2 protein-coding genes and 1 pseudogene are annotated in these 1,639 nt (G+C 60.8%); 1 reads left to right on the forward strand and 2 read right to left on the reverse strand.

The annotated features are described in order from the left end of the window. Positions 1-376: 376 nt before the first annotated feature. Positions 377-625, reverse strand: a complete 249-nt coding sequence (locus ENZ75_RS34940) for a hypothetical protein (protein ID WP_245481126.1) — start codon at positions 623-625, stop codon at positions 377-379. 12 nt (positions 626-637) lie between these two features. Next, the gene (locus ENZ75_RS34945; protein WP_244514263.1) at positions 638-1,018 is read right to left on the reverse strand and encodes a LysE family translocator; all 381 of its coding nucleotides are present in this window, start codon (positions 1,016-1,018) and stop codon (positions 638-640) included. Between the two features lie 219 nt (positions 1,019-1,237). Between ENZ75_RS34945 and ENZ75_RS03270 the strand changes: the two are divergent. Continuing rightward, positions 1,238-1,639: pseudogene (locus ENZ75_RS03270) on the forward strand (ATP-dependent DNA ligase); the annotation flags it as partial.

Below are 1,639 nucleotides of genomic sequence, written 5' to 3' on the forward strand. Positions count from 1 at the left end.
AGGTACCGATGGCCGAGCAGTCGTCATCGGCCGCGCCGGTGATCAGGCCAAGCCCAAGAGCCCGAACGACGTCGCCCCCTTTTCGCCTGCTTTCCCTTTGGCCAGCATTCTCAGGCGGCTTGTTCATTGAAGGCGCGTCTTTACCGAGGCCACGCAAGAAATCATGACGAACATTCCAATCGGATGGCGATGAAGCGTTGCAGCTGCATTGAGATCGAGGTTCGAACCTCCGGTCAGGTTTTTTGTTCCTGGACACGGTCCCGGCCCGCAACGGCGGCGGAGCCGAACGTCAAAGCGAATGCTCCGTCCCCCTGAAGAAGACAATGCTTGTGTCGAAGCCAATCCTTCAGGCGACGTGGCAAGCTATTTCTTCAAGTCAGCGGCTCGTACTGCCGCCGATCACCATCCGCACGCCGAGGCCGATAATGAGACAGCCGGCGAGCCGCTGCTGCCAAAGCCTTGCGCGAGGGTGCCGCATGACCCATGCGCCGACCGCGCCCGATGCCAAGGCGTAGGCTCCCAGCACCAGCACACCGGTTATCTTCTGTGTTGCGCCAAGCAGCACCAGTTGCAACGTGACGGAGCCCCTATGCGGGTCGACAAATTGCGGCAGGAACGCAACCATGAACATCAAAGGCTAGGGATTGCTCAGATTGGCGATCATTCCTTCCCGGGCGGCGGCGAGCGGCCGCAGGGCCTTGATGTCACCTGTGGGAATGGTTGCCGAGGCTGAAAGCAGCAGCCGGAAACCCAGCCACATGATATAGGCCGCCCCGGCCCATCGAAGCAGATTGAACGCCACCGGCGAGGCGTGGACAAGCGAAGACAGGCCGAATGCAATCAGCGGAAGCTGCACCAGTCCGGCGCCCAGCGTCATGCCGAGTACCGTGAACAACGCCACGCCGCGCCCGTGTCCGATGCCGCGGGCCATCACCAGCATGCTGTCGGGGCCTGGCGGCACCTGCATCAGAATGACGGTTCCGACAAAAGCTGTCCACAATGAGAGGTCGATGGGCATCTCCTTTCGCGCCGCCGATGACATCAAAGCGGCCAGCCGTCACCGGGTTCCGGCGGCAAATGAAAATGTCCATCGTGAAGAACCTCCATGAACCCGTCAGATGGAACGCGGTGCAGTCCTGGAAGTTGAAAAGCCGGAGCCGTTCCTGAACCGGTTTTGGAGGCCTGATCCGTGCATGAACCGATAAACGCCTTCCCGCTCCCGCTGGATACGTCTCCGATGGAGGCCAGGCTTGCCGATGCAATCCCAAGGGATGGGAACCGCTGGCAGTACGAGCCTAAATGGGACGGATTCCGCTGCCTTGCTTTCAAGAGCGACGACACCGTTGACCTGCGCGCCAAATCCGGCAAGCCGCTCGGCCGCTATTTTCCGGAAATCACGGAGATCCTGCGTGACCTCAAGCGCGGGCATTTCGTCATCGACGGCGAGATTGTCATCGAGGTGGACGGTGAGCTTTCCTTCGAGGCGCTGCAGATGCGTCTTCACCCGGCACAAAGCAGAATCCGCAAACTGAGTTCGCAGACGCCTGCCAGTCTGATCCTCTTCGACATGCTTGCCAGGCCGGGCGGCGAGGTCATCACCGGCAAACCACTTGTCGAAAGGCGGCGAGCGATCGAGGAC

Source organism: Mesorhizobium sp. M7A.F.Ca.CA.002.04.1.1, from assembly GCF_004022805.1.
Taxonomy (GTDB): Bacteria; Pseudomonadota; Alphaproteobacteria; order Rhizobiales; family Rhizobiaceae; genus Mesorhizobium; species Mesorhizobium ciceri.